Raw genomic sequence first — 23,192 nt, forward strand, 5'->3', positions numbered from 1 at the left:
CCGCCGGACACCCGTAGCAGCTCCCCCGTGATCTCGGCCCGCGGCCGTGGCCTCAGCTCGTGGCGCCCGTGCTCTCCCGGTCGGCCGCACGGTCGACCCGGGCCTTGCGGACGTAGTACCAGGCCATATTGGACGAGATACCGGCGATCATGACCCAGATGATCCCGAGCCAGCTCCCCCGCGCGAAGGACACGACGGCCGCGGCGATCGCGAGGACGCAGACGGCCAGGGTGCAAAGGGCGAGGCGGGGCATGCGATCGGCTCCTGTCGGGGGATGTGGCACTCCCCCACATTGTCCCCCATGCACCGCCGCGGGGGCGGGGCGCCCCGGATGCGCCGGTCGGGCGGCAGCGCCCTCAGACGTCGGTGACGCGCAGGCCCGCATGGGCCTTGTAGCGGCGGTTGACCGAGATCAGATTGGCCACCAGCGACTCCACCTGGTGGGCGTTGCGCAGCCGGCCCGCGAAGACGCCGCGCATGCCGGGGATGCGGGCCGCGAGCGCCTGGACCAGGTCGGTGTCGGCGCGCGACTCGCCCAGCACCATCACATCGGTGTCGATCTGCTCGACCTCGGGGTCCTGCAGCAGTACGGCCGAGAGGTGGTGGAAGGCCGCGGTGACCCGGGAGTCCGGCAGCAGGGCGGCGGCCTGCTCGGCGGCGCTGCCCTCCTCCGGCGTCAGGGCGTACGCGCCCTTCTTGTCGAAGCCCAGCGGGTTGACGCAGTCGATGACCAGCTTGCCGCTGAGCTCCTCGCGCAGCGAGTCCAGCGTCTTGGCGTGGCCGTCCCACGGGACCGCGACGATGACGATGTCGCTGCGGCGCGAGCACTCGGCGTTGTCCGCGCCCTCGATGCCGAGCTCCGCGCCGCCCAGCTCCCGTGCCGCGGTCTGCGCGCGCTCGGCGGCGCGCGAGCCGATGATCACCTTCTGGCCGGCCCTGGCCAGCCGGTAGGCGAGGCCGCGGCCCTGGTCGCCGGTGCCGCCCAGGACGCCGACGGTCAGGCCGGACACATCGGGGAGGTCCCAGGGGTCCTTGGCGGGGGCCTTCTTCGCGGGGGCGTCGGACGCGGAGTTCGGGGCATCAGGAGTAGTCATGACAGTGATCCTGTCACGCACCGCGGCCACCTTCACGGTGACGTCTCTTACGCTTTGACACTCCCCTCCGTCAGCCCTGTGCGCCAGTACCGCTGGAGTACGCCCATCAGCACCATCAGCGGCAGGACGGACAGGAACGCCCCGCCGACCGTGTACTGGTACAGCTCCGGCTGCCGGTCCGCGTACCCCTGCCAGGACGTCAGGCCGAGCTGGATCGGGTAGAGATCGGAGTCGGAGAGCATGACCAGCGGCAGAAAGAAGTTGTTCCAGATGTGCACGAACTGGAACAGGAAGACGGTGACCAGCGCCGGGGTCATCAGCCGCAGCCCCAGGGTGGAGAAGATCCGGGCCTCCCCCGCGCCGTCGATCCGCGCCGCCTCCAGGAGGGAGTCCGGGACGGCGGCGGCCGAGTAGATCCGGCACAGATAGACCCCGAAGGGGCTGACGATGCTGGGGATCAGCACGGCCCAGTAGGTGTTGGCCAGGCCGATCTCGCTGAAGAGGAGATAGAGCGGGAGGGCGAGTGCCGTGCCCGGGATCAGCACTCCGGCCAGGATGACGTTGAAGATGCCCTCCCGGCCGGGGAAGCGGAACTTGGCCAGGGCGTAGCCGGCGGCGGCCGACAGCAGGGTGGCGGCGAGCGCGCCGACGCCCGCGTACATCAGGCTGTTGGCGAACCACCGGACGTAGATGCCGTCGTCGTAGGTGAGCACCCGGTGCAGATAGTCGAGCGGGTGCGGGTCGTGGAACCAGAAGCCGAAGGTGCCGAAGAGATCGCTGCTGGACTTGGTGGACGAGATGACGAGCCAGTAGACGGGGGTCAGGAAGTAGATGGCGGCGACGGTGAGCAGCGAGACGGTGATGATCCGGTGCCGCAAGGGGGGTTCCGTCCCCTCCCGGCCCCTCGCCGCTCGTCGGCCCGCACCGGGCCGGTCATCGGGCGGGACCGCCTCGGGCCGCCCCTGACCGGATGCGGCCTCGTCCGCGGGCTCGCTCGCGACCGCGCCCGCCAGGTCGTTCGCCTCGTTCATCCGTTGTCGCCGTCCTTCCCCCGCCGGCCCACGAGTCTCAGGAATCCGAAGGACAGCACGCAGGCGACGAGGGCGAGCAGGACCGCCTCGGCCGCCGCGATGTGCTGGTTGTTGCTGGTGAACGCCTCGTTGTAGGCGGCCAGATTGGGGGTGTAGCCGGAGTCGATGGAGTTGCTCAGCGGTTTGAGCACCTTCGGCTCGGCGAAGAGCTGCAGGGTGCCGATGAGGCTGAAGACGGTGGTGAGCACGAGCGCGGGCCGGATCAGGGGGAGTTTGATGTGCCGGGCGACCTGCCAGGCATTGGCCCCGTCGATCCGCGCCGCCTCGTAGAGCTCTCCGGGTACGGCCTTGAGCTGGGCGATCAGCACCAGCATGTTGTAGCCGGTGAACTGCCAGGTGACGATGTTGGCGATGGACCACAGGACCGCCCCGCGGCCCAGGAAGTCCACGTCCCAGCCCATCGAATCGGCCATCTCCACCAGCGGGCTGATCCCGGGGACGTAGAGGAAGCCCCACAGGATCGACGCGATCACACCGGGCACGCCGTACGGCAGGAAGAAGGCGGTCCGGAAGAAGCCGACCCAGCGCGCGGAGGCCGCGTCCAGCAGCAGCGCGAGCGCGGTGGCGAAGGCGATCATCAACGGGATCTGGACGGCGCCGAAGAGCAGCACCCGGCCGAAGCCCGCCGTGAACCGGTCGTCCTCCAGGGCGTGGGCGTAGTTGGACAGGCCCGCCCACACCTGCTTGGTCTCCCCGCCGAGGCCGAGCGGCCCGGTGCGCTCGACCTTCAGCAGGCTCTCGTAGAGGGCGTAGGCGATGGGGGCGATGAAGCACAGCAGGAAGAGTGCGAGGAAGGGCAGCAGAAACCCGGACGCCGCCCGGGCGCTGCGTGCCTCGGTCCGGGTGAAGCGGCGGGGGGCTTTGCTCACCCGCCTCACCCGGCCTTCACCTTGAGGCCCTTTTCCTTGAGGTCGGTGATCGTCTCGCCCTGCACCTTCTTCAGTACGGAACGGAAGTCGGACCCGTCCCCGATGGCGGCGGTGAAGGCGTCGCCGAGCCGCTGGTAGAGGGTGTCCGTGGCGGGGCCCCACTTCCAGCTCGTGTCCACGCCCTTGCTCGCCTCGTCGAAGACCTTGCTGTATGCCTGGCCGCCGAAGAAGTCCTTGTGCACATCGAGCTGGGAGGTGGTGTACCCCTGCTTGGCGCCCGGGGTGCCATAGCCGTTCTCGATCAGGAGCTTGATCGACTCGGGGTCGGTGTTGAGCCAGATCGCGAAGGCCAGCGCGTCCTTGGGGTACTTGGTCTTGGCGAAGACCGCGGTGGTGGAGCCGCCCCAGTTGGCGTAGGAGGCGTCGCCCTTCTTCCACTGCGGCATGGGCACCACGCGCCACTTGCCCGCGGTCTTGGGCGCGTTGCCGACCAGCAGGGTGTCGCCCCAGCTCGCGCCGAGCCAGGCGGCGATGGAGCCGGTCTGGACGTCCTTGTACCAGGCGTTCTGCCGGTCCGGAATGGTCTTGATGAGCTTCCGCCGGGCCAGGTCGTACCAGTAGTCGGCGACCTTACGGGTGGGCTCGTCGTCGATGGATACGGTCCAGGTGTCGCCCTCGGTGCCGAACCAGCGCGCCCCGGCCTGCCAGGCCAGCCCCGCGAAACGGTTGCCGTTGGTGGCCGAGAAGGTCTCGATCCAGGCGCCCTTCTTACGGATCGCCGTGGCCGCCGCCTCGTACTCGTCCCAGGTGGTGGGCGGTTCTATGCCCCACTTGTCGAACAGGTCCTGACGGATGAACAGGCCCATCGGACCGGACGCCTGCGGTACGGCGTAGACGGCCTTGCCGAAGACGGACTGCTGCCACTGCCAGCCGACGAACATGTCCTTGTGCTCGGCGACCCCGTACTTGGTCAGATCCAGCAGCCCGTTGTCGACCAGGAAGCTGGGCACGACCGGGTATTCGATCTGGCCGAGGTCCGGCGGATTGCCCGCCTTGATGGCGGCGTGCATCTTGGCGTACTGGGCGCCGTCGACGGCCGAGACCTTCTCGACCTTGACCCGCACCTCGGGGTTCTTGCTGTTCCACAGGTCGACGGGCTTGTCGATGCCCGGCACCCAGGACCAGAAGGTCAGGGTGATCTTCTCGCCCTTCTTGCGGCCCTTGGGGTCCCCGCCCCCGTCGTCGTCCGAGCCGCAGCCCGCGAGGGCGAACCCGGCCGCCGCGGCGGCCGCACCGCCGAGGACGGCGCGGCGCGGCGCGCCGGACAGCCAGGTGTTCCGGTTTCTTGCGGTATCGCTCATACCAGCTCCTCCATCGGAATGCGCCGGAATGTGATGGTCGAGTAGGCGCTGAAGTCGCCGGTCTCGTAGAGCAGTCCGACCGTGGCGTCGTCGAGTCGGACCAGATCGGAGTAGGCGGCGGGCAGGCCGTTCACGGTGTGCGTGGGCCGCCAGGTGACACCGCCGTCATGGCTGGTGCGGACGGTCATCAGCGCCCGGTACGCGGGGTCGGCGGGGCCGGAGAAGAGCAGCGCGTCCGGCTCGCCGAGGTGCAGCACACTGCCCTCGACCACGGGGGCCACCAGACCGGCCTGCGGCCGGAAGGGGAGGTCCAGGGTGGCGCCGCCGTCGCCGGAGTGGGCGTCGGCGCGGGTGCCGGGCGCGGTCGCGTCGGTGCGGGTGTTGAAGTAGACGCGGCCGTCCGGGAGTTGGGCGGCGGTGGTCTCGTTGACGTTGACGTAGCCGTCGGAGTTGTCGTCCACGTACCCGATCCGCCAGGTCGCGCCGTCGTCGTCGCTGAGCAGATCGTGTCCGCCGTTGTACCGCCCCTCGGTGCCGTCGTCGCCGGGGACGGTCGGGGGCAGGGAGTGGTTGGCCGCGACGACGATCCGGCCCGCGTGGGCGCCGTAGCGCAGTTGGAGGGCGTGGCCGGGGGTGGTGGCGTACCACCGCCATTCGGGCCGCTTGGTGCTCGCGGTGATCTCGCGGGCCTCGCTCCAGCTCGCGCCGTCGTCATCGCTGTACGTCAGCCACACCCGCCGCCCGTCGGCCGCGCTCACCTCGCCGCGCCGGATCCGGTCCTCGGTGGCGGAGGCGGCGCTGCGGATGTGCACTAGCAGGACGCGGCCGTGGTGGGGGCCGCCGTCGAGGACGGCGGGGGCCGGATTGCCCGCCGTGCCATCGCCGTTGCGGGCGACGAGCTGTAAGGCGCCCCAGGTCCGTCCGCCGTCGGCCGACCGCTTGAGCACGAGGTCGATGCGGCCGTAGTCGGCGGAGGAGTCCGCCCGGCCCTCGGCGAAGGCGAGGAGCGTTCCGGCGTGGGTCAGCACCACTGCCGGGATCCGGTAGCTCGCATAGCCCTCGGTCCCCGCCCGGAACGGAACGGACACCTCGTACGAGCGTGCCGCCCCCGTGCCGACTGCCATCACCCTTCCTTCAAGGAGGCCACCGGCCTCAGCCGGTGGGGGAATCGAATCGCCGAAACGGAGCCGCGAAACGGCGTAGTTCGCTGCGTTGTCAGTGGTGGCCGGTAGGGTGAAGGCACCGGCTTTGACCAGCGGAGACGTTGAGAGGAGGGTGGGCTGTGTTGCTGCGCGCGTACAAGTTCCTGCTGCGGCCCACCGTTCGACAGGCACAGGCCCTGACGGAGATGCTGGCCGACCACTGCTCGCTCTACAACGGGGCTTTGCAGGAACGCCGCGACGCATGGCGGCACGCATCGAAGACCAACATCACCTACGGAGATCAGTCCGCGCAACTGAGGGAGATCCGGGCGTTCGACCCGGAGCGTCAGGGCCGCTGGTCCTTCTCCAGCCAGCAGGCCACACTCAGGCGGCTCGAAAAAGCGTTCCGGGCGTTCTTCCGCCGGGTCAGGAGCGGCGGGAAACCCGGATACCCCAGGTTCAAGGGTGTCGGCCACTTCGACACCGTCGCCTTCCCGAAGGACGGGGACGGCTGCCGCTGGGACTCCACCCCCCACGACACCCAGACCCGCGTGCGTCTCCGGGGCGTGGGGCACGTGCGCGTGCATCAGCACCGGGCCGTGGAGGGCCGCGTCAAGACGGTCTCGGTCAAGCGCGAGGGCAGCCGCTGGTACGTGATCCTCTCCTGCGACAGCGTGCCCGCCGAGCCTTTGCCTCCCACCAGCAGCGTCGTCGGCATCGACATGGGCACGGTGCACTTCTTCACCGCCTCGGACGGCGAGCACGTCCCGAACCCCGGGTTCCTTGGCGCGATGGCCGAGGAACTGGCCAAAGCCCAGCGGCACCTGTCCACCTTCCCCAAACGCACCCGACGCCGGACCAAGAAGCACAAGGCGGCAGCCCGGAAGGCCACCAGGCTGCACGCCAGGATCCGGCGTCAGCGCCTGGACCACCACCACAAACAGGCGCTCACGCTCGTGCGGGAGCACGACGTGATCGCCCACGAAAAGCTGAACACGGCGGGCATGACCAAAGCACCCGCACCCAAGCCCGACCCCCAGCGTGACGGGGCGTTCCTTGCGAACGGGGCCGCCGCGAAGGCCGGGCTGAACCGCAGCATCCTCGACGCGGGTTGGGGACAGTTCCTCCGAATCCTGGCGAACAAGGCTGAGAGTGCCGGTCGCCTCGTGATCCCGGTGGACGCCCGCAACACCTCGATCACGTGCACCGCATGCGGGCACGTGGACAACAGGAACCGTCTCACCCAAGCGAAGTTCGCATGCGTCTCCTGCGGGTTCACCGCCAACGCGGACCACATCGGCGCACTGAACGTCCTCAACAGGGCCGGGCTGGCCCTCTGCGACGCTGCTTAGCCAGTGACGCAGGAAGCCCGCGCGTTCACGCGTGGGTGGAGTCACCAGACCTCCCGATGCCCGTCGCAATCGAGTGCCGAGTCAGAAAAATGGGACGTAGGACGTCCCTTGTGTGCCGCGACCTTAGGGTTTGCCTTACAGAGCGTCAAGAGACGGCGCATGAACAGTTGGAGACGCGACAGGAGCACGCGCGACCGACGGACACGGACCCGGCCAGCGGCATGCCCTCCGCATATGTCCCGAACGAGTGAGCCGGGCCCGAATCGGGCCCGCGGGGCCGCTGGCCGCGGCAGGATGCGGATGCCATGGACGCCGTAAGGGTTGCACTGCTGCGCGAGGTCCTCGCCGGAACCGAATGGCTCCAGGCCACCCGCCGCTTCGCGGGCTCGCTACGGGCCTCGGTCGGACCGCGCGAGGGCGGACTACTGCTGGTCGGCAGCGAGAGATACGAACCGTGGCATCTGGCCGCGCATCTCGACGACGAGGCGGCCTGGTCCGGACTGCCCGAGCTGTCCCCCACGCTCGTCCGCCACCGAGTGCCGGAGGGCGCCGCCGTCCCCACGCATCTGGCGGTCGGTCTTGGGCGGCTGGAGCGGGCGGGCCGCGGCGAGACCCTGCTGGTGGTCGCGCCGGGCGACCCCGGGGCCGGGCTGCTGGAGCGGGTGAACGACGCCCGCCGGGGCGGGGCGACCGTGCTCGCCCTCGACGGCGGCGACGCCGGGCTGCACGCCCTGGCCCATGACGCGCTGTCCGCCCCCGAAGGCGGCGAGCTCGACCTCGACACCCTCCAGCACCTGGTCAGCGCGGCCGCCGGGGAGAACAGCCTGCCACGCCCCGGCCGCCGCCGCTTCCAGGACCGGCTGGCCCGGCTGGCCGAACACTTGGCGGCGCCGCCGACGCATTGGTGAGGGGCGCTTGGGGGCTGGTGAGCGCGCCCTACGGGCTGGTGACGGCGCGCTGCGGGCCTTAGGAGTCCTTGCAAAAGGATCTTCATGTGGCACGGTGGAGGGGCAGGTGATCTCGTTCCTCGGGGGTGAGGATGACCCGGCTGAAGCCGTGGGAGATCAGTGACGAACTGTGGGCGGTGATCGAACCGCTCCTGCCCAGGCACGAACGCCGCTACTGGTATCCGGGCGCAAGCGGATCCGGGAGCCCGCGCCGGGCGACGTGGCCAACTCCGGCCGCCCGGCCTACTCACGCTCATCTAGGTAGCCGCACCCAGGCGGAACACACCGTCTGCCGCCTAGCCTTCGGACCATGAGTTCCGCACAGCAGATCGATTCGTTCGAAGAAGAGGCTCTCCCGCAGTTGACGGGCGCGTGGTCACTCATGCTGGGGGCCATTGCTGTCGCGGCGATCGGTTGCCCCCTGCTTCCGGAGTCCGTTCCGAACCAGCTCCGCTACCTTCCTGTCTACTTCATCCTGCCCCTGGGAATCTGGGCGGTCGTCTCGGGAAGCATCGCCCTGCGACGCATGCACGGCGACGAGGGAGCCAGCCGCATCCGGGCGCGGGCCGGGATCACCCTCGGCACGGTGGCCATCGTGGCGGCGGTGGCCGTCATTGTCTGGGCGTGCTGGGCGCTGCGCCACATCTAAGAGTGACGGCCCATGTCGGTTCACGGCAGTGGGGCCCGGGCCCGGCGGCGCCCATGTACGGGCCGAAACCGCGGGTCGGCGACGTCGATGGCGGATTCGGCAACCCAGCGGACGCGGCCCAACCCCGACCCGTGGGCCTGTCCGCGACGCGCGATCTTCTTGCGCCGGGGTCGGCCCCGCTTGCCCGCACCGGCGGCAGTCCATCGACCAGAGGCAGGAGCTGGGTGACGTCGTTGCGGTGCGCGCCGGTCAGCGACACCCGCAGCGGAAGACCGTTCCCGTCGGTCAGCACATGGTGCTTCGAGCCCGGCCGCGCACGGTCGACCGGACCCGGACCGACTTTTGGGCGGCGTCGCCCCCGCTTGGCCTGCACGTGCGAGGCATCGATCGTGGCACAGGAGAAGTGCAGCCGGTCCGCCGCCCGCAACCGGTCCAGCAGCACCTGCTGCAGCTCATCCCACACGCCTGCCGCCTGCCATTCGGCCAGCCGCCGCCAGCACGTCGGTCCCGAACCCCGTAAGGCGCTGCTCAGGCCGTAGGGCTCACACCGCCCGGCGCCGCTCGGGCCGTAAGGCGGCCACGGCCAGTCGGCGCCCCACGGCCGTAATTCGGTTGCCCGGTACGGCGGCCCGGCCGGACGATGTCACCTCGTGACCGTGACCGACCAGGACGACCCCCCGGCGCGCCGCGCGCCGCGTTCCCGGGCGCTGCTGCCCGATCTCGCGCCCTGGCACTCCTCCCGCGACTTCCGGCTGCTGTGGACCGCGGGGCTGGTGACCGCCTTCGGCAGCTTCCTGACGATGGTGGCGCTGCCGCTGCAGATCAAGGAGTTGACCGGCTCCGCCGCCGCGGTCGGCGCGATCGGGGCGGTCGAGCTGGTGCCCCTGATCGTCTTCGGGCTGTACGGCGGTGCGCTGGCCGACGCCGTCGACCGGCGGCGGCTGATCCTGCTCACCGAGGCCGGGCTCGGGCTGCTCGCCGCGCTGCTGCTGGTCAACAGCCTGCTGCCGGATCCCATGCTGTGGCCGCTGTACATCGTGGCCGCGCTGGCCAGCGCGCTGACCGGGCTGCAGCGCCCCGCCATCGACGCGGTGGTGGCCCGTATCGTCCCGCATGACCAGCTCACCGCTGCCGCCGCGCTCAACGCGCTGCGCTGGCAACTGTCCGCCATCGTGGGGCCCTCGCTGGCCGGGGTCGTCGTGGCGTACGCCGGGCTGCCACTCGCCTACGGCCTCGATCTGCTGACCTTCCTGGTCTCCGGGCTCATGGCCCTCCGGCTGGCCTCCGCCCCGCCCGCGCACGACGCCGAGCCGCCGTCGCTGCGCGCGGTCGGCGAGGGCGCGCGCTACGCATGGCGGCGCAAGGAGCTGCTGGGCACGTACGCGGTGGACATGGCCGCCATGTTCTTCGCCTTCCCGAACGCGATCTTCCCCTTCCTCGCCGACGATCTGGACGCGCCCTGGGCGCTCGGCCTGATGTACGCGGCGGGGTCGGCCGGTTCGGTGGCGGTGAGCCTGACCAGCGGCTGGACCGCCCGGATCCACCGCCACGGCCGGATGGTGGTCGCGGGCGCGGCGGTCTGGGGGCTGGCGATGGCCGCCGCGGGGTGGCTGTCCAACGTCTGGCTGGTGCTGCTGTGCCTGGCGGTGGCGGGCGGCGGGGACATGGTCAGCGGCCTGTTCCGCTCGACGCTGTGGAACCAGACGATCCCGGAGAAGCTGCGCGGCCGGCTGGCCGGTATCGAGCTGCTCTCCTACGCGACCGGCCCCCAACTGGGCCAGGTCCGGGCCGGAACCATGGCCGGGCTCACCGGCGTACGGGCCTCGGTGTGGTCCGGCGGGCTGGCCTGCGTGGCCTCGGTCGGCCTTCTGGCACTGGCGCTGCCCCGGCTGATGAGCTACGACGCCCGGACGGACGAACACGCCCGCCAAGCGCGCGAGGCGCGCGAGCTCCGCCCCGCCACCGGCTGATCGCCGTGCGCACGGCGCACGGCGCACGGAAAAGCCTCGGCACCCGGGATAGCTCACGGCACCCGGGAAGCCTCAGCCCGCCGCCGGTGGCTCGCGCTCTCGCGCGGTCTCCATCGCGCGGGCGGCCTCCTCCGGAGGCGGACGCGCCGAGGCAGTGGGCGGCCCGGCACTGGGGGCCGGGCCGCTGATCCCCCGGCGCCCCGCACCCGGGGAAGCTCTCCGCGCCCCGGCAGGGGCCCGAGCACCCGGGGAAGCTCACCACACCCAGTGCGTCTCAGCGCGCCGCCGGGGGCTCGTCGTCCCGCCAGCGGGGGTCGTTCTGCCACTCCTCGTTGCGCTCGCGCGCGGTCTCCATGGCGTGGGCGGCCTCCTCCGGGGAGGCGTACGGCCCGAGGCGGTCGGCGGCGCGGCATTCCGGGCCCTCTTCGACCTTCTGGTGCCGGATGCAGTAGTACCACTCACCGGGCTTGCCGGCGGTTCCCCTCTTGAACAGCGCCATCCCGGCCTCCGGCCTTCGCTCGTTCCCCAGTGGCCCGAAGGGCCCTTGCGGCCATGCTGCCCCATGCGCCGCCGATACACTCGCTGATATGTCTGGCCAGTCGCTTCTAGTCCCGGGGACGCTCTCCCCCACCCGCCCCGTCCCCGCCTCGATCCCGCGTCCGGAGTACGTCGGCAAGGCGGGCCCGACGCCTTATGACGGGCCCGAGGTCCAGGACGCCGAGACGATCGAGCGCATGCGGATCGCGGGGCGTATCGCCGCACGGGCGATGGAGGAGGCCGCCAAGCTGATCGCGCCGGGGGTCACCACGGACGAGCTGGACCGGGTGGCCCATGAGTACATGTGCGACCACGGCGCGTACCCCTCGACGCTGGGCTACCGCGGGTTCCCCAAGTCGCTGTGCAGCTCGGTCAACGAGGTCATCTGCCACGGCATCCCGGACACCACCGTCCTCCAGGACGGCGACATCGTGAACCTCGACGTGACCGCCTTCATCGGCGGGGTGCACGGGGACAACAACGCCACGTATCTGTGCGGTGAGGTGGACGAGGAGTCGCGGCTGCTCGTCGAGCGCACCCGGGAGTCCCTCAACCGCGCGATCAAGGCCGTCAAGCCGGGCCGCCGGATCAACATCATCGGCCGGGTCATCGAGTCGTACGCCAAGCGCTTCGACTACGGCGTGGTCCGCGACTTCACCGGCCACGGGATCAACTCCTCGTTCCACTCCGGCCTGATCGTGCCGCACTACGACAGCCCGCACCACACCACCGAGATCAAGCCGGGGATGACCTTCACCATCGAGCCGATGCTGACGCTCGGCACCTATGAGTACGACATGTGGGAGGACGGCTGGACCGTGGTCACCAAGGACCGCAAGCGGACGGCGCAGTTCGAGCACACACTGGTGGTGACGGAGACCGGGGCGGAGATCCTCACCCTTCCGTAGCGGCCGGGCCGGTTCACCGAATGTCCTGTGCCGGGGGCCGATTCTTCGGCGGCCGTTTTGCCGACAGCTTGTCGGGAAAGCTATTGACGTAGGCAGTGGTCCCTACTTAGGCAAGCCTAACCTACATACCCCGGCCCCCGGAGGTCCACCGTGGAGTTCTCCACCCTGATCCGCACCGCCTCACGGGAAGCGCACACGGACGTCGGCAGCTCGTCGTTCATGACCGATCTGCTCGGCGGGCGCCTGGGCGTGGCGGCCTACCGCCGCTACTCCGAGCAGCTGTGGTTCGTCTACCGCGCCCTGGAGATCCCTGCCGACGCACTCGCGACGGACCCCGTGGCGGGCCCGTTCCTCCGGCCGGAGCTGGCCCGCATAGCCGAGCTGGAGCGCGATCTGGCCTACCTCGGCGGCCCGGACTGGCGCACCGGCCTCACCGCGCTGCCCGCCACCACGGCGTACGCGGCGCGGGTGGCCGAGTGCGCCCGCGACTGGCCGGCGGGCTATGTCGCCCACCACTACACCCGCTATATGGGCGATCTCTCCGGCGGCCAGTACGTCCGGGACACGGCGGAGAAGACCTGGGGCTTCGCCCGCAAGGGCGACGGGGTGCGGTTCTACGTCTTCGAGTCGATCGGCAACCCCGCCGCCTTCAAGCGGGAGTACCGCGCGCTGCTGGACGCACTGCCGGTGGACGATCTGGAGAAGCAGCGCGTCGCGGAGGAGTGCAAGCGCGCGTACGCGCTGAACGCGGGGATCTTCCAGGAGCTGGCCGAGGAGTTCCGGCTCAGCGCCTGAGGCACCGTACGCGCGAAGCCCGCGCCCACCGGGCAGGAGGGATCGGCGAGCGCGGGCGACGGGTGCGGCGGATCTGCCAGGACCCGTCGAGCGCGGGCGCCCGCGCCGCCCTTTCCACCCGTACCGGCGGGGGACGCGGTGGTGGGGGTCCTGCACGACCTGTGGCCGGCCGCCACCTACGCGGACCGGGCCGCCGTTCTGCACGAGGGCCGGATCACGGCGGAGGGGGCACCCTCGGCGGTCTTCGACGCCGCGCCGCCGTCCCGGGCCTACCGGCAGCCGGTGGAGGTACTCCCCCATCCCCGCACCCGGGGAGCGGATCGCGCTGCCGCGACGTGGCCGGGCGGAGACATGCAACGAGCCGCGCCCGCGAGAGGCGTGCATCACTTTTCCCTGACTCCGAACCGGATCAAATCAGCCATCTTGGCGAAGTCTTTGCCATCCACAGGCCACTCCTTGACCTTGCACGGGATCCACACAGGCAAGGCTCAGTTAAGTTAGGCCAGCCTTATCCGACCGCCCTCCGTCCGCCCTGCCCTGATTCCGTCTGGAGCCCGTATGCGAGCCGCTCGCACCTCCGTTGTCGCCGCGATATCGGCGCTGGCGACGATCACCGCCGTCGCCGGCTGCGCCCAGAAGTCCGACGCCAAGGGCTCGGACGCCGTCCAGGTCACCGCCTCCGACGACGCGTGCGAGGTCTCCAAGACCTCCTTCCCCGCCGGGCATGTGAAGCTCGCGGTGGAGAACAAGGGCTCCAAGGTGACCGAGGTGTACGTCTACGCCCCGGGCGACCGGATCGTCACCGAGCGGGAGAACATCGGGCCCGGCACCTCCACCTCGATCAGCGCCGAGATCAAGACCGGTTCGTACGAGATCGCCTGCAAGCCCGGGATGAAGGGCCACGGCATCCGGCAGAAGGTGTCCGCCACCGGCAAGGGCGCGGTGGCCAAGCGCGATCCGAAGCTGGACAAGGCGGTGGCCGCGTACCGCGCCTACGCCCAGCAGCAGGCCGACGAGACCCTGCCCGCGGCCCAGAAGTTCGCCGACGCGGTCAAGAAGGACGACCTCGAGGGCGCCAAGAAGCTCTACGCCCCCTCCCGCGTCGGCTGGGAGCGCACCGAGCCGGTCGCCGAGTCCTTCGGCGACATCGACCCCAAGGTCGATGTGCGCGAGGACGGCCTGGAGAAGGGCCAGAAGTGGACCGGCTGGCACCGGCTGGAGAAGTCGCTGTGGCAGACCAAGAAGATCACCGCGGCCGACCACGACCTCGCCGACCAGCTCATCAAGGACCTGAAGGACTGGCAGAAGCGCGTCGGCACCGCCGACATCACCCCCACCGGCATGGCCAACGGCGCCAAGGAGCTGCTGGACGAGGTGCAGACCGGCAAGGTCACCGGTGAGGAGGAGCGCTACAGCCACACCGACCTGGTGGACTTCGAGGGCAACGTCGAGGGCGCCGAGACCTCGTACAAGCTGCTCAAGCCGGTGGCGTCCAAGAACGACCCGGAGCTGGCCAAGTCGCTCGACAAGCAGTTCGCGGCCGTCGGGAAGCTGCTGGACAAGTACCGCGAGGGCGATGGCTTCGTGTCGTACGACACCGTCACGGAGTCCAAGCGCAAGGAGCTGTCCGACGCGGTCAACGCGCTGGCCGAGCCGCTCTCCCGGCTCGCCGCCGCCGTCGTCACCAAGTGAGGGAGCCGGGCATGAGCGACGAGACCGGTACCGCACCCTCGCGCCGGGCGCTGATCGGCTGGGGAGGCGCCGGGCTAGCGCTCGGCGCCGCTGCAGCCGGCGGCGCTGCGGTCGCGCTGAGCGGCGGTGCGGACGACACCCAGACGGTCGCCGACAGCGGCGCCGCGGTGCCCTTCCACGGGGCCCACCAGGCGGGGATCGCCACGGCGGTGCAGGACCGGCTGCACTTCGCGGCGTTCGACGTCACCACCGACGACCGCGCCGAGCTGATCGCGCTGCTGAAGGAGTGGACGAAGGCGGCGGCCCGGATGACCCAGGGGCACGCGGTCGGCGGCGGCGCGGTGAGCGATCTGGCGGAGGCCCCGCCGGACGACACCGGCGAGGCGCTCGGTCTCAAGGCGTCCCGGCTCACCCTCACCATCGGCTTCGGGCCCACGCTCTTCGAGGACAAGAAGGGCAAGGACCGCTTCGGCATCGCCGACCGCCGCCCCGAGGCGCTGATCGACCTGCCCGCCTTCCCGGGCGACAACCTCGACGCGGCGCGCAGCGACGGCGATCTGTGTGTGCAGGCGTGCGCGGACGACCCGCAGGTGGCCGTGCACGCCATCCGCAACCTGGCCCGGATCGGCATGGGCAAGGTGGCCATCCGCTGGTCGCAACTGGGCTTCGGCAAGACGTCCTCGACCACACCGGACGCCCAGACACCGCGCAACATGATGGGCTTCAAGGACGGCACCCGGAACATCGCGGGCACCGACACCGCCGCCCTGGAGAAGCATGTGTGGGTGAGCGGGAAGGCGGGCCCGGCGTGGCTGGCCGGCGGTTCGTATCTGGTGGCGCGCCGCATCCGGATGCACATCGAGACCTGGGACCGCACCTCCCTCAAGGAGCAGGAGGACGTCTTCGGCCGGGACAAGGGCGAGGGCGCGCCGCAGGGCAGGCAGCGTGAGCGCGACGAGCCGAATCTGAAGGCGATGCTGCCCACCGCGCATGTCCGGCTCGCGCACCCGGACTCCAACGGCGGGGCGCGGATCCTGCGCCGCGGCTACTCCTTCACCGATGGCACGGACGGTCTGGGGCGGCTGGACGCGGGGCTGTTCTTCCTCGCCTACCAGCACGACGTACGGGACGGGTTCGTACCGGTGCAGCGGGGGCTGGCGCGCTCCGACGCGCTCAACGAGTACATCCAGCACGTGGGTTCGGCGCTCTTCGCGGTCCCGCCGGGCGTCCGGGACGCGGACGACTGGTGGGGCAGGGCGCTGTTCTCCTGACGGACTCCCTCCGGAACCCTCGACAAGGAAGGCGAACCCCGTGTTCGGCAATTACCTGATCGGTCTGCGCGAAGGGCTCGAAGCCAGCCTGGTGGTGTGCATCCTGGTCGCCTATCTGGTCAAGACCAAGCGCCGGGACGCGCTGCGCCCGGTGTGGCTCGGGGTCGCCGTCGCGGTGCTGCTGAGCATGTCCTTCGGCGCGGCGCTGGAGTTCGGCTCGCAGGAGCTGACCTTCGAGGCGAAGGAGGCGCTGGGCGGCTCGCTGTCGGTCCTGTCGGTGGGCCTGGTGACCTGGATGGTGTTCTGGATGCGGCGCACCGCCCGCCATCTGAAGTCCGAGCTGCACAGCAAGCTGGACGCGGCGCTCGCGATGGGCACCGGGGCGCTGGTGGCCACGGCCTTCCTGGCGGTGGGCCGGGAGGGTCTGGAGACCGCGCTGTTCGTGTGGACGGCGGTGCGGGCGAGCAACGACGGTACGGCGGATCCGCTGATCGGCGTGGTCCTGGGCCTGATCACCGCGGTGGCGCTGGGCTGGCTGTTCTACCGGGGTGCGCTCAGGATCAACCTGGCGAAGTTCTTCACCTGGACGGGCGCGATGCTGGTCGTGGTGGCCGCGGGGGTGCTCGCGTACGGCTTCCACGATCTGCAGGAGGCCGACTGGCTGCCCGGGCTGCACTCGCTGGCCTTCGACATCAGCTCCACCATCGCGCCGGACTCCTGGTACGGCACGGTGCTCAAGGGCGTGTTCAACTTCCAGCCGGACCCGACCTGGCTTCAGGTGTGGATGTGGGCGCTCTATCTGGTCCCCACGCTCGCGCTGTTCCTGCGTCCCGGTAGGGTGTCGCCGTCCACAGCAGCCCCCAGGAATCGGGAGCCGGAGCCCCATGACACGCAGGCCGCCCCGTCGGCAGTTGACAGTTCCGACCGCAGCGGCGGTACTGACGCTGGGGATGACGCTGACGGGGTGCATGACGGTCCACGGCGAGCGGGAGAACATTCCGTCGGTGGACAAGGCTGAGGCGCCGGGGGCGCTCAAGCAGTTCACCGACGCGTACAACAAGGCGTACCGGGAGCTCGATCCGGCGGTGGCGAGCCAGGTGGAGACGGGCCCGCTGGAGGCCATCACCACCGCCGACCTCAAGGCCCAGCACGCGAGCTCCCCGAACGGCAACCCCAAGTACCCGGCGCTGAAGCTGTCCGACGTCACCTACCGCATCCCCAAGCAGGTGGGCTGGCCGAAGTTCTTCGTCGCGGACACCGACAGCAACCGCGACGACAACCGCTGGCTGTTCGTCTTCACCCGTGGCGGTGCGGACGAGCCGTGGAAGGCCGCGTATCTCTCGATCCTCAGCCAGGACGAGGTGCCGGACTTCGCGACCGACAAGGACGGCTGGGCCAAGCCGGTCCCGACGGACGGGCCGACCCCGAAGCTGGCGACCCGCCCGGACAAGCTGAGCGCGGAGTACACCGACTACCTGATGACGGGCGAGGGCTCGGTCTTCGCCGACGGCCAGTCGACCTCGGGGCTGCGGGACACCCGGAAGAAGTTCCTGCGCACCCCGAAGTTCTGGACGGAGTACATCGACACCCCGGCGCGGGGCGCGCAGGACGCCCCGGTGGGGCTGCGCACCTCGGACGGCGGGGCGATCGTGTTCTTCTCCTCGCACCACCGGCAGAAGCAGACGATGGCGAAGGGCTTCCGGCCCAACCCGGATCCGCAGATCAAGGCGCTGATGACGGGCGAGGCGAAGAAGGCGGTGACGCTGACGAGGGTTTCGGAGTCGGCGGTGCGGGTCCCCGCCAAGGATGCGGCGGACCCGAAGGTGGTCTTCCTCAACCGCCTGGAAGGCGTAACCGCCGCGAAGGGCGAGTAGGCATGGTTGTGGGCAATCGTCCCGCGGGGCGGGACGGGTGGGCACACCCCACCCACCGGCCCGCACCCGACCACGAAACCCGCGAAGCTACCGCCCTATGGGCCAAGCAGCCGCATGATCCTGGTCCTCGCCCGCGAAGCGGGCACACGCATCGGTGAGCGTCTCCAGCAACGTCAGCGGATCCGGCAGCGGCCGCTCCGGCCCGAGCAACCACCCCACATGCCCATCCCCCGGCAGCCGAGCGGGCGGCATCAGCACATAGCTGCCCCGGCAATGCCACCGCAGCCCCGGATGCTCGTCCATCGTCTCCGGGTGGCAGTCCAGCTCACAGGGCCACCACTCGTCCTCGTCATCCGGCGTGCCCCGGGTGGCGGTGAAGAACAGCATCCGCCCCTGCTGGAGATCGCCGCTGCTCGTGGCCACGGGCCCGACCTCGACCTCGGCCGCGCCCAGCCGCTCCAGGGCCAGCCGCCCGGCGTCCGCGGGCACGTCGAGCACGTCGTGGACGATGCCGGTGGCGGTGATGAAGTTGGCCTGCGGATCGGCGCGCAGCCACTGCGCGACCTTGTCCGGGTCGGTGGTCGCCTGGGTCTGCCAGGCGAACGAGACGGGGTGGCGGCCCGGAGTGGGACAGCCGATGCGGTCACAGGAACAGCCGTAGCCGGAGGGGTGGGCGGCCGGCGCGAGCGGGAATCCCGCCGCCGCGGCGGCCATGAGCAGGTCCTCGCGGACGCCGCCGGCGCCCGCTCCCGTGTCGTGGTCGCCGCCCGCTCCGCTCCTCGGCCGACGCAGCCACTGGGAGAACCTGCCCTTGCGTTCCATCTACCGCCTCGCTTCACCGCCGGTACCGGCGGTACGGCCGGTACCCGCTCAATGCTGCCACCATCCTGCTCCGGAAGTGGCCGGTGTCCGCATCCGGGGTGGGTGAGACCACCTCGACCGGGTGTCGATATCAGGGCATGCAAGACATCTCACCCCTAGCGTTCCATCTATGATCAGCAGGCATTTTCTGACCGCCGTCGTGGTGCTCGGCCTCTCCATACCGGCGGCCGTCGCGGCCCACCCCACCGCTCGTCCGTCCGTACGACGTCTCATACCCCCGGCCGGCGAACCGGCGCGGCTCCAGCCCGCGCTCACGGCGCCGTCGGCCGGAAAGCCCGCCGTCGTCTACACCGCGCACCGCGGCGGCGCCCTGGAAGTGCCCGAGAACAGCATGTCCGGGCTGGCCAATGCCTTCAGGCGGCACGACGTCCAGGTCCTCGACTTCGACACCCGCATGTTGCGGGACGGCACGCTCGTGGTGATGCACGACGCGACGCTGGACCGCACCACCGACCGGACCGGGCCCGTACGGGCGCTGACCGCCGCCCAGTGGCGGGGCGTCCGGCTGCGCCCCGACCCCTCCCTGCGCGGCACCTGGCGGCCCGAGCGGCCGCCCACCGTCGCCGAGGCGCTGGACCGGTTCGGCGGCCGGATCACCTTGATGGTGGAGGCCAAGGACCCCGAAAGCCTGCCGCGGCTGGCGCGGATGATCCGCGACCGGGGTCTGATCCACTCCGTCTACGTCAACAGCAACCGCCCCGAGGTGGCCCGCGAGGCCCACCGTAAGGGGCTGATGACCCAGCTATGGCGGTCCGCCCGGCAGATGCGCACCGACACCCCGCGCGACTGGCGCGGGATCGTCGATCTGCTGGACGTCGACTACCGGGCGCGCGAGAAGGATGTGCGGCGGGCCGTCGCCTCCGGGATACCGCGGGTGTGGGCCCACACCGTGGAGACCCCGGCACAGCGGGACCGGATGCTGCGGCTGGGGTGCGACGGCATCATCACGGACGCACCGGCCCTGCTGGTCTCCACGCCCGTACGAATGCCGCCGGCGCCCAGCGGGGAATGAGCGGCGGTCCGCGGTGGGCGAGCGGGCCGACCAGCCGCCCCGGCCCGGGCGGCGAGGCCGACCCTGCGCGAAGCCGGCCCTGAGCGCGGCGGCCCCCGCGAGGCCCTCGGCCCAGGGCCCCGGCCCAGACGGCGACCCCCGGCCCGTGCGCCGAAGGCGCCCCCTCCCGCCGGTAGAATTCGCCGAATGCACGCCCCCGACGCCGCCCTTACCGACGAGACGCCGCAGACCGCGCTCGCCGGCCTGCTCGACGGTCTGCCGCCCCGCCAGGCGGCCCAGGCGGTCGACCGGCTGATCGGCCACTACCGGGGGCGCACCCCGACCGACGCGCCCGTGCTGCGCGACCGCTCCGACGTCGCCGCCTACGCCGCGTACCGGATGCCCGCGACCTTCGAGGCCGTGCGCGCCGCCCTCGCCGCCTTCCGCGCCCGGACGCCCGCATGGGCCCCGGCCTCGCATATCGACATCGGCGGCGGTACGGGCGCGGCGAGCTGGGCGGTGGCCGCCACCTGGCCGCGCGACGGGCACACCACCACCGTCCTGGACTGGGCCGAGCCCGCGCTCGCCCTCGGCCGCGAGCTGGCCGGGCAGGCGCCCTCCGAAGCGCTGCGCACCGCCCGCTGGCAGCGCCGGGCGATCGGCGACGGGCTCGCGCTGCCGGACGGGACCGACCTGGTCACCGTCAGTTATGTGCTGGGCGAGCTGACCGAGGCCGACCGGCAGGCCGTGGTGGCCGAGGCGGCGCGCGCGGCCCAGGCCGTGGTGCTGATCGAACCGGGCACCCCGGACGGCTATCTGCGGATCCGCGAGGCGCGGGACCGGCTGCTGGCGGCCGGGCTGCGCATCGTCGCCCCCTGCCCGCACGGCGCGGCCTGCCCGATCGAGCCCGGCGCCGACTGGTGCCACTTCGCCGCCCGGGTCCGCCGCTCCTCCCTCCACCGGCAGGTCAAGGGCGGTTCGCTGCCGTACGAGGACGAGAAGTTCAGCTATGTCGCGGCCGTACGGTTCGACGCCGCGCCCGCCGGGGCGCGGGTGGTGCGCCGCCCGCAGATTCGCAAGGGCCAGGTGCTGCTGGACCTGTGCGCCCCGGAGGAGGGGCTGGGCCGCACCACGGTGACCAAGCGTCAGGGGCCGCTGTACCGGGCCGCCCGCGATGTCTCCTGGGGCGATGTCTGGCCGCCGGAGGAGTAATCCAGCCCCTCCGACCGGTAACGCATCCAGCCCCTCCGGCGTTTGAGGAGCGGGGTCCGGGGCGGAGCCCCGGTTCGGGAAGGGGCGGGTAGGGGACAGATCCCCCCAGAGCCCGGAGCCCGCTCAGCCCACCGCCCGCGCCAGCGCCGTCGCCGCCGCCGCGCGAGGCGCACTGTCCCCGGGCCGACGCCGCGGATGCACCGTCGTGGCGAGCAGCACCAGATAGACCCCGCGGGACCGGTCCACGACCAGGCTCGTTCCGGTGAAGCCGGTGTGTCCCGCGGCGCCGCGCCCCGCCAACTCGCCCATGAACCACGGCTGGTCGACCTCGAAGCCCAGCCCCGGCGCGGTCAGCATCAGCTCGGTGGACTCCGGTGACAGTACGGGCCCGCCACCGGCCAGCAGCGCCCGGCACAGCACCGCCAGGTCCCCGGCGGTCGAGAAGAGCCCGGCGTGGCCCGCGACCCCGCCCAGCGTCCACGCGTTCTCGTCGTGCACCACGCCCCGCAGCATCCCCCGGTCCACCTTGCCCCAGGGCCGCCGCTGGTCCTCGGTGGCCGCGATCCGGGGCAGCCAGGAGGAGGGCGGGCGGAAGCGGGTGTCGGCCATGCCCAGCGGGCCGGTGACCGTCTCCTGGACGAGCCGGTCCAGGAGACGCCCCGCGGTCCGCTCCAGCACCCGCTGCAGCAGCAGGAAGTTGAGGTCGGAGTAGCGGCGGGCGGTGCCGGGCGGGGTGGCCGGCGGCTCGGCCGCGAGCCGGGCCAGCCGCCGTTCCACCCCGTCCTCCTCGTACAGCGGCAGTTCGGGAACCAGCCCCGAGGTGTGGGTGAGGAGCTGCCGCACGGTGATGCCGTGCTCGGCGGCGGCCGTGCACTCCGGGGCGTACGCGGCGACCCGCCCGTCCAGCGCGATCAGCCCGCGCTCGGCGGCCCGCAGCGCCACGATCGTGGTGCACAGCTTGGTGAGCGAGGCGAGGTCGAAGAGGGTGTCGCGGCGCACCGGCACCCACCGCTCGCGCGGCAGCTCCACGCCCCGGTCGGCCCGCTCGTCGTACGCCGCGTAGCGCACCGCCCAGCCGAAGGACTCCTCGGCCAGCGGGCCCGTTGCGGTCCCGGCGGCCAGTGCCACCCCCGAACACCAAGGGCGCTCCCCCTCGGGAAGCGCCCTGACGGTCTCCAGCAGCCGGGTCAGACCACGGTCACGCTCTGCTTGGTACGTCGCTGCCACGGACGGCAGAGTCCCATGAAGCAGGCGATGGCCGCGAGCGCGCAGACGAGCTGGACGACGGCCATCGGCACCGCCGTGGTCTCCCCCGCGATCCCCACCAGCGGGGAGGCGACGGCGCCCAGCAGGAAGGTGGAGGTGCCCAGCAGCGCGGAGGCGGAACCGGCGGCGTGCGGGGTGCGGTTCAGGGCCTGGGCGTTGGTGTTCGGCATGGCCAGGCCCATCGCGGACATCAGCACGAACAGGCTCCCCGCCACCGGGACGAGCCCGGCCTTACCGAAGACCCCGGAGGCCAGCACGAGCAGCGCGGCCGCCGCGACGGTGATCACGACCAGCCCGACCATCAGCACCTTGTCCATGCTGACCCGGCCGACCAGCACCCGGCCGTTGAGCTGGCCGGTGGCGATCAGGCCGATCGAGTTCAGCCCGAAGAGCAGGCTGAAGGTCTGCGGTGAGGCGCCGTAGATCTCCTGGACGATGAAGGACGACCCGGCGACATAGGCGAAGAGCGCCGCGAAGGCGAAGCTGCCCGCGAGCATGTAGCCGGTGAAGACGCGGTCGGCGAGCAGCCCGCGCATGGTGCGCAGGGTCTGGCCGAGCCCTCCGTCCTGGCGCCGCTCGGGCGGCAGCGTCTCCCCCAGCCACCGCCAGACCACGAAGGTGAGCAGGGTGCCGATCACGGTGAGCACCGCGAAGACCCCGCGCCAGTCGGTGAAGCGCAGGATCTGGCCGCCGATGAGCGGGGCCACGATCGGCGCCACCCCCGAGATCAGCATCAGGGTGGAGAAGAAGCGGGCCATCGCGATGCCGTCGTAGAGGTCCCGGACCACGGCGCGGGCGATCACGATACCGGCCGCGCCCGCGAGCCCCTGGAGCAGCCGGAAGCCGATGAGCAGCCCGGCGGTGGGGGCGAAGGCGCAGATGGCGGTGGCGATGACGTAGATCACCATGCCGATGAGCAGCGGACGGCGGCGCCCCCACCGGTCGCTCATCGGGCCGACGGCGAGCTGGCCGAGCGCCATGCCCATCAGGCAGGCGGTGAGGGTGAGCTGGGCGGTGGCGGCCGAGCTGTGGAACCCGTCGGTGACCTCCGGCAGGGCCGGGAGGTACATGTCCATGGACAGCGGCGGGAGTGCGGTGAGCCCGCCGAGGATCAGGGTGACGAGGAGGCTCGTACGGCGCTGCGCGGTGAGCCCGGGAGGGGCGGCAGCGGAGGTGCGGGAGGCGGCGGAGGTGTCGGGGGTCAAGGTTCCGGGCCGGTCGGCCCGGGTGGGAGCGGCGGCCGGTTGGCCGGGCTGCTGCATGCGTACCTTCCATGAGTCGTTGATGCG

At 71.4% G+C, this 23,192-nt stretch carries 22 protein-coding genes and 3 pseudogenes; 14 read left to right on the forward strand and 11 right to left on the reverse strand.

Going from position 1 to position 23,192, the window contains the following annotated elements; genetic code table 11:
* Positions 1–52 precede the first annotated feature (52 nt).
* The 6 genes from CGL27_RS15365 to CGL27_RS15390 form a co-directional block, all read right to left on the reverse strand.
* A complete protein-coding gene (locus CGL27_RS15365; RefSeq protein WP_078641060.1) occupies positions 53–253 on the reverse strand; it encodes a hypothetical protein in 201 nt (66 codons plus the stop codon).
* A gap of 103 nt (positions 254–356) precedes the next feature.
* Positions 357–1,094 (reverse strand): NADPH-dependent F420 reductase, encoded by a 738-nt coding sequence (npdG, locus tag CGL27_RS15370; protein WP_119994395.1) that lies wholly within the window; start codon positions 1,092–1,094, stop codon positions 357–359.
* 47 nt (positions 1,095–1,141) lie between these two features.
* Positions 1,142–2,125: a carbohydrate ABC transporter permease gene (locus tag CGL27_RS15375; RefSeq protein ID WP_240450503.1), complete on the reverse strand. Its 984-nt coding sequence runs from the start codon at positions 2,123–2,125 to the stop codon at positions 1,142–1,144.
* Positions 2,122–3,063: a sugar ABC transporter permease gene (locus CGL27_RS15380; RefSeq protein WP_059143140.1), complete on the reverse strand. Its 942-nt coding sequence runs from the start codon at positions 3,061–3,063 to the stop codon at positions 2,122–2,124. Before CGL27_RS15380 ends, CGL27_RS15375 begins: the two co-directional genes overlap by 4 nt.
* Positions 3,060–4,415 carry an extracellular solute-binding protein gene (locus CGL27_RS15385; RefSeq protein WP_119987422.1) on the reverse strand — a complete coding sequence of 452 codons (1,356 nt, stop codon included), beginning with the start codon at positions 4,413–4,415 and terminating at the stop codon, positions 3,060–3,062. Before CGL27_RS15385 ends, CGL27_RS15380 begins: the two co-directional genes overlap by 4 nt.
* The gene (locus CGL27_RS15390; protein ID WP_119987425.1) at positions 4,412–5,539 is read right to left on the reverse strand and encodes a sialidase family protein; all 1,128 of its coding nucleotides are present in this window, start codon (positions 5,537–5,539) and stop codon (positions 4,412–4,414) included. Before CGL27_RS15390 ends, CGL27_RS15385 begins: the two co-directional genes overlap by 4 nt.
* Before the next feature lie 161 nt (positions 5,540–5,700).
* Here CGL27_RS15390 and CGL27_RS15395 point away from each other — a divergent pair, with 161 nt between their 5' ends.
* The 4 genes and pseudogenes from CGL27_RS15395 to CGL27_RS15410 all read left to right on the forward strand — a co-directional run bounded on the left by CGL27_RS15395 (position 5,701) and on the right by CGL27_RS15410 (position 8,505).
* Entirely contained in the window at positions 5,701–6,909 is a 1,209-nt protein-coding gene (locus CGL27_RS15395) for an RNA-guided endonuclease TnpB family protein (protein ID WP_119994397.1), read from the forward strand.
* A gap of 305 nt (positions 6,910–7,214) precedes the next feature.
* Positions 7,215–7,817, forward strand: coding sequence for a hypothetical protein (locus tag CGL27_RS15400; RefSeq protein WP_119987428.1), 603 nt, complete (start codon positions 7,215–7,217; stop codon positions 7,815–7,817).
* A 131-nt stretch (positions 7,818–7,948) separates the two neighbouring features.
* Positions 7,949–8,044 (forward strand): annotated as a pseudogene (locus CGL27_RS50965) (IS5/IS1182 family transposase); the annotation flags it as partial.
* A gap of 122 nt (positions 8,045–8,166) precedes the next feature.
* Entirely contained in the window at positions 8,167–8,505 is a 339-nt protein-coding gene (locus CGL27_RS15410; RefSeq protein ID WP_240450504.1) for a hypothetical protein, read from the forward strand.
* An 89-nt stretch (positions 8,506–8,594) separates the two neighbouring features.
* Here CGL27_RS15410 and CGL27_RS15415 read toward each other — a convergent pair.
* Positions 8,595–9,019: pseudogene (locus CGL27_RS15415) on the reverse strand (transposase); the annotation flags it as partial.
* A gap of 136 nt (positions 9,020–9,155) precedes the next feature.
* On the opposite strand from CGL27_RS15415, the gene CGL27_RS15420 reads away from it, so the two are divergent.
* Complete coding sequence (locus tag CGL27_RS15420; protein ID WP_240450505.1) at positions 9,156–10,475, forward strand: MFS transporter; 1,320 nt, start codon at positions 9,156–9,158, stop codon at positions 10,473–10,475.
* 274 nt (positions 10,476–10,749) lie between these two features.
* On the opposite strand, the gene CGL27_RS15425 is transcribed toward CGL27_RS15420, so the two are convergent.
* A complete protein-coding gene (locus CGL27_RS15425; protein ID WP_014060179.1) occupies positions 10,750–10,974 on the reverse strand; it encodes a hypothetical protein in 225 nt (74 codons plus the stop codon).
* 88 nt (positions 10,975–11,062) lie between these two features.
* On the opposite strand from CGL27_RS15425, the gene map reads away from it, so the two are divergent.
* The 7 genes and pseudogenes from map (at position 11,063) to CGL27_RS15460 (ending at position 17,552) form a co-directional block, all read left to right on the forward strand.
* On the forward strand, positions 11,063–11,920 hold the full coding sequence (gene map / locus CGL27_RS15430; RefSeq protein ID WP_078641069.1) for a type I methionyl aminopeptidase: 858 nt from the start codon (positions 11,063–11,065) through the stop codon (positions 11,918–11,920).
* 150 nt (positions 11,921–12,070) lie between these two features.
* Entirely contained in the window at positions 12,071–12,715 is a 645-nt protein-coding gene (locus CGL27_RS15435; RefSeq protein WP_119987449.1) for a biliverdin-producing heme oxygenase, read from the forward strand.
* A 126-nt stretch (positions 12,716–12,841) separates the two neighbouring features.
* Positions 12,842–13,112 (forward strand): annotated as a pseudogene (locus tag CGL27_RS51990) (hypothetical protein); the annotation flags it as partial.
* Between the two features lie 161 nt (positions 13,113–13,273).
* Complete coding sequence (gene efeO / locus CGL27_RS15445; protein ID WP_119987452.1) at positions 13,274–14,407, forward strand: iron uptake system protein EfeO; 1,134 nt, start codon at positions 13,274–13,276, stop codon at positions 14,405–14,407.
* A gap of 11 nt (positions 14,408–14,418) precedes the next feature.
* Positions 14,419–15,678: an iron uptake transporter deferrochelatase/peroxidase subunit gene (gene efeB / locus CGL27_RS15450; protein ID WP_119987455.1), complete on the forward strand. Its 1,260-nt coding sequence runs from the start codon at positions 14,419–14,421 to the stop codon at positions 15,676–15,678.
* 40 nt (positions 15,679–15,718) lie between these two features.
* A complete protein-coding gene (gene efeU / locus CGL27_RS15455) occupies positions 15,719–16,696 on the forward strand; it encodes an iron uptake transporter permease EfeU (RefSeq protein ID WP_119987458.1) in 978 nt (325 codons plus the stop codon).
* Entirely contained in the window at positions 16,647–17,552 is a 906-nt protein-coding gene (locus tag CGL27_RS15460; RefSeq protein ID WP_119987460.1) for a hypothetical protein, read from the forward strand. The genes efeU and CGL27_RS15460 overlap by 50 nt, the downstream gene beginning before the upstream one ends.
* 87 nt (positions 17,553–17,639) lie before the next feature.
* On the opposite strand, the gene CGL27_RS15465 is transcribed toward CGL27_RS15460, so the two are convergent.
* Positions 17,640–18,374 (reverse strand): bifunctional DNA primase/polymerase, encoded by a 735-nt coding sequence (locus CGL27_RS15465; protein ID WP_119987463.1) that lies wholly within the window; start codon positions 18,372–18,374, stop codon positions 17,640–17,642.
* A gap of 169 nt (positions 18,375–18,543) precedes the next feature.
* Here CGL27_RS15465 and CGL27_RS15470 point away from each other — a divergent pair, with 169 nt between their 5' ends.
* Together CGL27_RS15470 and CGL27_RS15475 are read left to right on the forward strand one after the other, a co-directional pair.
* Positions 18,544–19,446, forward strand: coding sequence for a glycerophosphodiester phosphodiesterase family protein (locus tag CGL27_RS15470; RefSeq protein ID WP_119987466.1), 903 nt, complete (start codon positions 18,544–18,546; stop codon positions 19,444–19,446).
* 186 nt (positions 19,447–19,632) lie between these two features.
* Positions 19,633–20,637 (forward strand): small ribosomal subunit Rsm22 family protein, encoded by a 1,005-nt coding sequence (locus CGL27_RS15475; RefSeq protein ID WP_119987468.1) that lies wholly within the window; start codon positions 19,633–19,635, stop codon positions 20,635–20,637.
* Positions 20,638–20,760: 123 nt separating this feature from the next.
* On the opposite strand, the gene CGL27_RS15485 is transcribed toward CGL27_RS15475, so the two are convergent.
* Complete coding sequence (locus CGL27_RS15485) at positions 20,761–21,765, reverse strand: serine hydrolase domain-containing protein (RefSeq protein WP_119987471.1); 1,005 nt, start codon at positions 21,763–21,765, stop codon at positions 20,761–20,763.
* A 59-nt stretch (positions 21,766–21,824) separates the two neighbouring features.
* Positions 21,825–23,165, reverse strand: coding sequence for a multidrug effflux MFS transporter (locus CGL27_RS15490; RefSeq protein WP_119987474.1), 1,341 nt, complete (start codon positions 23,163–23,165; stop codon positions 21,825–21,827).
* Between the last annotated feature and the right edge of the window lie 27 nt (positions 23,166–23,192).

The sequence above is a fragment of the Streptomyces sp. 11-1-2 genome (genome assembly GCF_003595545.1).
GTDB classification, from domain to species: domain Bacteria; phylum Actinomycetota; class Actinomycetes; order Streptomycetales; family Streptomycetaceae; genus Streptomyces; species Streptomyces hygroscopicus_B.